Raw genomic sequence first — 9069 nt, forward strand, 5'->3', positions numbered from 1 at the left:
ACAGGCAAAACCTTCGAAGCAAAGGATGCCCCTGCCGAACTTTCCACAGGCGGAAAACTTCAAACCTTTTACTTCAATTTTAAGTACCGTGCGATTCCTGCAGCCTCTGGAGACACCTATTGTATCCTCCACACTGCGGTAAACGTTACCGAAAATATAAAGTCCAGAAGAAGATTGGAAAAAACAACCGATACCCTCAAGCAAGCACTTGACTCTGCCGGTATGGGTACCTGGAGCAGTGACCTGATCTCTGGCGTACTGACCATTTCCAAACAATCCAGACTGATCCATGGGCTTACTGATGAAAAACACCTTACCCTTGAAGAATCCTTCAAAATGATTGACCTGGCTCAGCGCGAAATGGTTGCGGAAACCATTCGTGAAGCCATCAAAACAGGAGAAGCCTTTGAGGTAGAATACCTGATCCATCCCTTAGACGACGACAAACCTAAATGGCTTCGTTCTACAGGCAAAGCCTATTATGACCAAAGCGGCACACCAATCAGCATCTCCGGCATTATCCTGAACATCACCGAACAAAAGCAGGATGAAATGCGAAAGAATGACTTCATTGGAATGGTAAGCCATGAGTTGAAAACACCGCTTACATCTTTAAAAGGTTATGTACAATTACTGAATGCCAAGGCGAAAAAAGAAGATGATACCTTTGCTGTGAATGCGTTATCCAGGGTAGAGACCCAGGTCAATAAAATGGGTTCTATGATCAACGGCTTTCTCAACCTCTCCCGTCTGGAATCGGGTAAGATCCACCTTAGCAAACAAGATTTCAATCTGGAAGAACTCCTGGCAGAAAGCATTGAAGAAGCACGCCTCACCGCAACAGACTACAACATCACCTTACATGAAGGCGAAACCATACATATTCATGCAGACCGCGATAAGGTGGGTCAGGTGATCTCTAACCTGCTCAGCAATGCTGTTAAATATTCTCCAAGAGGAAAAAGCATCGAACTGTTTTTCAAAACGGTAGACAATATGGCCGTAATCAGCATAAAAGATGAAGGAATGGGCATTAAACCCCAGGATATAGATAAACTTTTTGAACGTTATTCCCGCATTGAAAGCAAACATACCCAGAATATTTCAGGTTTTGGAATTGGCCTGTACCTCTGCTCGGAGATCATTCAGCGGCACGAAGGTAAAATATGGGTAGAAAGTGAAAAAGGCAAAGGCTCTACCTTCCATTTTAACCTTCCACTCTCCCTTGAACAATAAGGACAAATAAAAAAGGGGCTTTAAAGCCCCTTTTCCTATAGCGATTTAATCTCTTCCGCTTCCTCGTATAAAGGTTTTTCCTTTTTAACTATTGCAGCACCGATTAAACTCACGATCAGTCCAAAAAAAGTATAGGTAATCGCCGCACCGAAACCAATAAAGTAAATCATATAAGGTCTCATCATTTCCACCCCTTTAATCTTATTCTCATCATCACCTGCAGCCTCCTTTGCTTTATCTATTAAATTATCAAATGCAGAACGGTCTAAAACCTTATAATATAACATCAATAAAACAGCAAGAAACAAACCGGAGTATGCAGCAACTTTAAAACCTGCCGAAAAAGCCCTTCCGAAGGTAATATAACCTCCAAGCTCTTTCTTATGATTCGTTTGCACATATACAATCGCAAGGATAAACGGAATATAAGACAATGCCGAGCTCAATATCTTTTCACCCAAAGGAAGATTAGTATTATTCGTATCAATACCAATCATTTTGAAAATATAAATCAGCGCCAAAAAATAAACAGCGTAGGCAAGTGCCCCTTTAAAAGCCAGCACATTTGGCTTTTTTTCCATTTCAATAAGTTGTTGTTGCATTTTTATTGTTTTAGATAAACATTAATTTAGACAGTAAACACCCCAAAAAACTAGGATGTCCGAATATTGTTAAAATTAGTAATTAACGTGTAAACTGCAACATCAAAACCAGGTTCGGAACTAAATTTTTCCAGATCCTTAACTACCGCCTCTGTCCCTTTAGGCTCATAAAAGAAAGCCATAAAAGGCACAAATAACTGCTCCATTTCTTCTCCCAGATCAATCATGTCAGCATGGCTGCAAATATCTTCTATGCTGCTCTCCGCAAGTTGCTGATTACTGATCAGGTCTTCATAGATCATAAATTCATCCTGAAACTCATCCTCTTCCACCAATAAAAATTCTTTCAGGAAATCACCAAGTTCAGGTTTAATCTGCTCATCATGACACTCATTAATATACATCAGCAGATTCAGCAATTCTGATCCACGGTCGATCGTTTCCTCTTCAATATTCTCCCATTCCTCCGTGTCCAGATAATCCTCTTCCAGCTTTTTCATATCACTGGAGAAGAAATTAATCATCAGCAAATCGAAGAAAACCTCTCTAAGCTCGTCAAATGCCGGATTATCATCAAATACGGCATCAAATGCTTCCACTTTCTCCAAAAAACCAAGGTCCTGATTAAAAACCCCGATCAGATCTTTCTGCAAATCGGCTGAATCTCTGCCAGCTGTTGCAGCAAATTTATTTAAGGATGCAACTAAGGCACCTTCTACTTTACTATCCATATACTTGATATTGTTTATGATTATATACCAACACCACCCTACCGGTTAATGTTTCATTTAACAAAGGTGAATTGGCAGATTTAGATCTGTTGCTTGCTGCATTATACAACCACTGATCCTGTGTTCTGAACAAAGTAAAATTCGCCTCTTCACCAATGGCCAGTACCGGCACAGGCAAATTCAGTATTCTGCGGGGCGCAATAGCCAGTTTCGCTGCAATTTGTCCGGCATCCAGACCCGCTTTCAGCAACAAAGGCAATGCGGTTTGAAGTGCTATGATTCCATACGCCGCAATCTCAAATTCCACATCTTTGAACTCTATTTCATGCGGGCGGTGCTGTGCACTCACCGCGTCAATTGTCCCATCCTTTAACCCGGCAAGCAAAGCTTTTACGTCAGCCTTACCACGCAGAGGTGGCTTTACCTTATAATTACTATCAAAATCATTCAGCAATTCTTCAGTAAAAACCAACTGATGAGCGGCTACATCACAGGTAATCCTGATTCCGTCTTTTTTTGCTTTTTTAATAATAGCCACAGAACCCGCTGTAGAAATCGTGTTGATATGTACAGGTGCATCATGGTAACCCGCCAGAAAAATATCCCGGGAAATCTGCATTTCCTCAGCCAGCGCCGGAAGCCCTTTCATACCCAGCAATACACTGGTTTTACTTTCGTTCACCTGCGCCTTCCCTGCAATAGATTTATTTTCCGGATACACCATCAGCAAACCATCAAAACCTTTGCTGTACTGCAAAGCACGGCTCATAAAACCATCATCAGTAATAGGCTTTAATCCATCTGAAAAAGCTACAGCACCCGCCTGTTGCATATCATACAATTCCGCCAGCTCTTTCCCTTCCAGGTTATGGCTGATGGCACCAATTGGATATACATCCACCAGATTATTTTTCGACCTGTTCAGCACATACTCCACCTCAGATTTAGAGTGCATCACCGGCTGGGTATTGGGTAAAACTGCAATGCCCGTAAATCCACCCGCAGCTGCAGCAGCTGTAGCTGTACGGATATCTTCCCTGGTTTCAAAACCCGGATCACCTACAGAACAGTTCAGATCAAAAAATCCAGGTGAAAGATAAGCGCCTTTCCCCTCAAAAACCTCTTCCCCTTTTTGGGGTTTCAGCTGCGCCGAAAGCGCCGTAATTTTCCCTTGTTCTACACGTACATCACAAGTTTGCCCGTTAAACTGGCTGCTGGGATCGGCAATGGTAACGCCTGTAATCAGAAGGTTCATGTTTTTTGTATATTCTTAGTGTTGTTAAAAAATCGAATCAGTAATACTTCAACCGCTAGAAAAACTGCACACAAAACTAGGCAAAGTTTCCATAAGTCTGTGCGGTTATTTTTTGGAGTACCGTCTAAAGTAAGCGCATCCTTTCCGCTGTGGTAGAGCTCTATTTTTTGCGTTGGAAACAATTCCTTTAGCTTCTTATCCTCTGTATATCTACCGTCAGATTCCCTCCTGTCCTCATTAAATGCGTAGACACTCCGCACAGAATCTGCTTTTTTCAGTTCATAAAATCCGGGTTTGCGAACCTGATCCGCTATATAGATCAAACTCTTTCCATTGGCCTGCCGCAATTCAGGAATCGCCTCAAAATGATCTGCAACCAAACGAAGGGATTGATTAGTCCCCAGACTGATCTGCTCGCTCTCCAGTAAATCACCATCACCGATCGTATAATACAAAGGCTGCTTTTTAGCACTCCCAAAAGCCACTTTATACATCAACGGAACAAAAACCGGATGCTGAGGGAGATTACTATCCTTAATATTTGTTGAAGTTGCGCACAAATAGATCTTTCCTGCACCCATGCCAAACTGTGCAAAAAACAATTGCTTAGGCGGCAGCGTCATCAGATTTTGCTGTACGTTTTTCTGCAGCTCTGTAAACCCAAAATAACGGTTCACTTTTGGCAAATCTATAGAAGAAGGGATATGTTCGAAAACCTCCCGGAAAATTTCATGTTTTAAATCTATAGCACTTACATTCAACTGCTCATTATGCAAGCGGGAAACACGCGGCAGCGACAATTCGCTTAAAAAAGCTGAATATTGTGCCTGATTTCCGTCCAGATCAGGAAAAACCACAACAGTTCCTCCCTGATTCAAGTAAATCCGCAACTGCTGAGACAAGCCGGAAGAAGGAGATTTAAGCCCGTTCAGTACAATCAGGTCATATTGCCCCAACTCTGAGTACCGGATATTCGATTCCGGCATATCGGTCACTTTAAAATAAGCATCCGAGGCGTAAAGCGCATCAATATGTCTTTCTCCAGGGTCTCCCTTAATGTTCAATACACTCCTGCTGGCCTCCACTTTAAAGGTAAAATTTAAATAATCGTCAAAAACAACCGGGTAATCCTTAACACTCACTACTCCCCGGTGCCAGCCTTGCCCAAGACCTCTGAAGGCAATCGTATCATTTACGGTTCCATTTGCCGGGATATTCAAGTTATGTACTGCTTTTTGAGCATGGTCAATCGTCAGTTTCAGCGCAATACCCGAAGCAGGTTCTTCCGTATAATTCCGAAGTTTAACCACCAGTTTCTCCGCGTCTCCAGGTTTATGCACCGCAGACAAAAACCATACACTGTCTGCCGCAATATTGGGCATTTTGTTTGCCTGTAATTTCACCAATGTAACCTGCTCTTCCTGATCTGAAGAACCAACAGCTTTGCTTCCGGTAAAACTCTCCTGGAAATCTGATATCAAATAAATAAAACGGTTGGAATTCAAATCGCGATGACTATCCAGACGGTTCATGACCTGTGAAAGCCCACGGTGTACCGGAGAAATCTTTACCTCGTCCAGCAGTTGAAGCAACTCTTCCCCTCTAACCTGCCTTTGGTGTTTTCCTTCAAAATCATTGGTCAGCAGCTGAAACTTATCATTCGGACCGTAGGACTTTACAATCTCCCGCACTTTCCTTTTCGCCTCATCCAGTAAATTACCATCTTTATTAACCGCTTCCATACTATAGGAATTGTCTACATAGATCAAAACCAAGGTTTGAGCAGCCGGATCTATTTTCTTTCCTGAAAACCAATAAGGCCTGGCAAAAGCAAGAACCAAAAACACAATAGCCAGTATCCTGGCGAACAGCAACAACAGATTTCTGAGCTTTTCACGCGAAGCTCCCCGTTCCTTTACCTCTTTAAGGAACTGTACATTACTAAAATAAACTTTTGTGTATTTCCTAAAATTGAACAAATGAATTAAAACAGGTATTGCGACCGCCGTAAGTGCAAAAAGAAAACCTGGATATAGGAAATTCATTAAAAACCAAAGTTAGAGAAATTTTTGCAATTTACTCCAAAGTGTTTCATCTAATCCATAAACATCAGGACGCACCTGCAAAGCACCATTCTGCCACCAGGCTGTGATGTAATTAATGATCAAAGGAACCTGTTTCTTCGTACTGAACCATTTTGGCTTCAGCTCAAAAACATTTACCGTATCTGCCTTTTTAGCTAATTTTTTCTTGTACACCTCCATTTTTGTCGTATCCAATGGTGGCAGGTTAACCTCCATGCGCAGCTGATCGAACTGATATTTATCGTTCACCAGCATTTCAGCAAATTCCAAAGGTTTTTCCACACGTACACAACCGTGGCTGATGGCCCTGTTCGCCCGGGCAAAAGCAGACTTATTATTAGTGTCGTGCAGGTAAATACTCGAACCATTGTCAAAAATAAACTTAAACTTCCCTAAAGCATTTCCTCCACCAGAACCCTGTTTAAATTTAAAAGGCAAACGCTCTCTGGAATAATGGTTCCATTGTATGGTATCCGGATCCGTCACCAGCTGTCCTTTATAATAGACTTTAATATTGCTGTTGGATAAATAATAAGGATCTCTCGCTGCCTGATAATAAATCTCACTCTGTGCAATGCTCGCAGGAATATTCCAGACCGGATTTACCTGTATAGAATTGAGTTTGCTGAACAAAATCGGGGTTTCATGGTTTTTAGGTTTATCATCCAGTTTACCCGATTTAAGATAAGCTTTGATCTTTTCTTCATAGCCCTGCTCTCTTTTTCCCCCAACACAAACCTTCATATTTTTTAAAGTATCCCCATCCTTAAACCAGGTTAAAGAGAAATCAGGAATGTTAACTTCCACATATTGGGTACCCGTTTCGGGAAGTTTCCACCGCAGTCGCTCCATATTAACCAGAATGGTTTTGGCTCTTTGGTCGGCCGTATCTTTAAGATTATGTCTCGCCAACTCCTTCTTTAAAGCTACATACTGTGCTGACTTTGGTTGCGCAGCACTCAACTCAGCAGCATAACTCCTGGCATCCAACAGCCTAACAATACCTGCACTGTCCGGCCTTTTGACAGGAATATAATACCGGCTTAGGATCTTACGAGGGTTCAGCACCCCAAAATTCACAAAATCATAATATTTAATCAATGACTCCGATGCGTTTAATTCCAGATCAGCAACTACCGGATAAAGTGCATCAATCGTTTTGAAATCATTGGCATCCAGGCTCATTTTCAATTCTTTGAGCCGTTTCAAACCAAATAAAGACGGATTAAAGCCATGTTCCCCACTCTTTTCCAAATAACTGATCAGACTATCCAGATCACCATTGACATAATGATGAGTTACAAATACAGGACTTCCCTCCTTGTGCTCATAATAGGCTTCAAGGGTTTTTGGATTTGTTAAATGCTTTCGGGATTCCTCCAGGCGTTGATTAAAAACCTGGTTATAGGCAGCTGTATCAAAGTCCTTGTACAGTTTATTTTTAAAATGCTCTGCTAAAACAAGGCCCACTTCGGGCGTTTTCTTAAACCAGTTGCAAGCCTGCAGCAATAAGGCAAACAGAAAAATTAGCGTAAATGTTCTTTTCAAATCAGTAAATATGTTACAAAGGTACAAAATCAAATTAAATGCCATTTATTTTTTGATTTGTCGTTTCAATCGATATATTTGCATTCCTCAAGATGCATTGCATTAACGATTAGGAACTTATAATAAATGAAAAAACATTTGAACCATCACTTACATCTGCACCATCGCCAATTGGCGATGTATATGTAATGTTTTGTACTTCAAAACCTGTTTCCGAATTTATATTTCTTGTTCCATACCATAATCAGCAATAGTGAAAACACTTAAAATAGCTATCCAGAAATCGGGTAGATTAAACGAAAAATCAGTAGAGATCCTTAAAAACTGTGGCCTTTCTTTCGAGAACTACAAAAGTTCCCTAATTACATCAGTAACCAATTTCCCATTGGAAATTCTTTTCCTTCGCGACGACGACATTCCTGAATACGTTCAGGACGGCATTGCAGATCTGGGTATCGTAGGAGAAAATGTAATCACCGAAGCCGGCGCTGAGGTAACCTATTTACAAAAACTGGGTTTTGGAAAATGCACCCTTAAAATTGCCATTCCGAACGAAAGCCAGATCACTGAAATTGCCCAGCTGGGTGGTAAAGCCATCGCAACCTCTTATCCGGTTATCCTGGAAAAATACCTTAAAGACAACCATGTCAATGCAGACATCCGTACCATTTCCGGTTCGGTAGAGATCGGTCCCGGACTGGGCCTGAGTGATGCCATCTGTGATATCGTTTCTACAGGCGGTACTCTAAAAAGCAACGGCCTGAAACCCTTTGCAGAAGTCATGAAATCCGAAGCAGTACTGATCGGAAAAGAAGGCTCCGACCTGCTGCCCGAAGTACAGGAACTTTTACAACGAATCCGCTCTGTACTGCGTGCAAAAGAAACCAAATATGTGGTCCTGAATGTGGCCAAAAAAGACCTGGAGAAAATCGTAAACCTACTTCCAGGCGTTAAAAGTCCAACCGTCGTTCCACTTTTTGATGAAGACTGGGTGGCCGTTCACTCTGTTATTGCCGAACATGATTTCTGGGAAAAGATCAACAGCCTGAAAGCCGCAGGTGCAGAGGGTATTGTAGTCATGCCGATTGAGAAAATCATCTCCTAAGCCACCGGCCAAGGAAATACGAGTTCATCATAAACGATAAGACATTGAAAACATATAGTTATAAAGATCTGTCGAAACAGGATATTGATGCATTATGCACCAGACAACTGGAAGACGATCAAAGCATAGACCAGCGTGTAAAAGACATCATTAACCAGGTAAAAACCAAAGGAGATGAAGCCCTTATCGACTATGCATTTCAGTTCGATAAAGTAAAACTGGAGCGCCTGTTCCTTGATCAGGAAGAAATTAACGCTATAGCCGCCGAAATTCCGGAAGCTGAAAAAGCTGCGATTGACCAGGCTTATGCCAACATCAAAAAATTTCACGCTGCACAGATCATTAAAGAAGCACCGGTAGAAACCATGCCGGGCGTCACCTGCTGGAGAGAAACCAGAGCTATAGAAAAAGTAGGCCTGTATGTACCCGGCGGCACCGCTGTTCTGCCGAGCACCTTCCTGATGCTGGGCATCCCGGCAAAACTGGCGGGCTGTAAAGAGATCATCGT

General features: G+C 41.9%; 8 protein-coding genes. 3 read left to right on the forward strand and 5 right to left on the reverse strand.

What is annotated here, in order from left to right; translation table 11 throughout:
* On the forward strand, positions 1-1236 hold a 1236-nt coding region (locus VNZ46_RS16860; RefSeq protein WP_325561226.1), incomplete at its 5' end, for a sensor histidine kinase.
* Positions 1237-1271: 35 nt separating this feature from the next.
* On the opposite strand, the gene VNZ46_RS16865 is transcribed toward VNZ46_RS16860, so the two are convergent.
* The 5 genes from VNZ46_RS16865 to VNZ46_RS16885 are packed head-to-tail and all read right to left on the reverse strand — an operon-like array spanning position 1272 to position 7456.
* A complete protein-coding gene (locus VNZ46_RS16865; protein ID WP_108552191.1) occupies positions 1272-1838 on the reverse strand; it encodes a DUF4199 domain-containing protein in 567 nt (188 codons plus the stop codon).
* Positions 1839-1888: 50 nt separating this feature from the next.
* Positions 1889-2569 (reverse strand): hypothetical protein, encoded by a 681-nt coding sequence (locus VNZ46_RS16870; protein ID WP_325561227.1) that lies wholly within the window; start codon positions 2567-2569, stop codon positions 1889-1891.
* Entirely contained in the window at positions 2562-3824 is a 1263-nt protein-coding gene (locus VNZ46_RS16875) for a dihydroorotase (protein ID WP_325561228.1), read from the reverse strand. Before VNZ46_RS16875 ends, VNZ46_RS16870 begins: the two co-directional genes overlap by 8 nt.
* Positions 3821-5869 carry a BatA and WFA domain-containing protein gene (locus VNZ46_RS16880; protein ID WP_325561229.1) on the reverse strand — a complete coding sequence of 683 codons (2049 nt, stop codon included), beginning with the start codon at positions 5867-5869 and terminating at the stop codon, positions 3821-3823. Before VNZ46_RS16880 ends, VNZ46_RS16875 begins: the two co-directional genes overlap by 4 nt.
* Before the next feature lie 12 nt (positions 5870-5881).
* Positions 5882-7456: a L,D-transpeptidase family protein gene (locus VNZ46_RS16885; protein WP_325561230.1), complete on the reverse strand. Its 1575-nt coding sequence runs from the start codon at positions 7454-7456 to the stop codon at positions 5882-5884.
* A gap of 253 nt (positions 7457-7709) precedes the next feature.
* Here VNZ46_RS16885 and hisG point away from each other — a divergent pair, with 253 nt between their 5' ends.
* Together hisG and VNZ46_RS16895 are read left to right on the forward strand one after the other, a co-directional pair.
* Entirely contained in the window at positions 7710-8561 is an 852-nt protein-coding gene (hisG, locus tag VNZ46_RS16890; protein WP_108552181.1) for an ATP phosphoribosyltransferase, read from the forward strand.
* Positions 8562-8605: 44 nt separating this feature from the next.
* The coding region (locus tag VNZ46_RS16895; RefSeq protein WP_325561231.1) for a histidinol dehydrogenase at positions 8606-9069 on the forward strand (464 nt) is incomplete at its 3' end.

This window comes from Pedobacter sp. (genome assembly GCF_035566355.1).
Classification (GTDB): Bacteria; Bacteroidota; Bacteroidia; order Sphingobacteriales; family Sphingobacteriaceae; genus Pedobacter.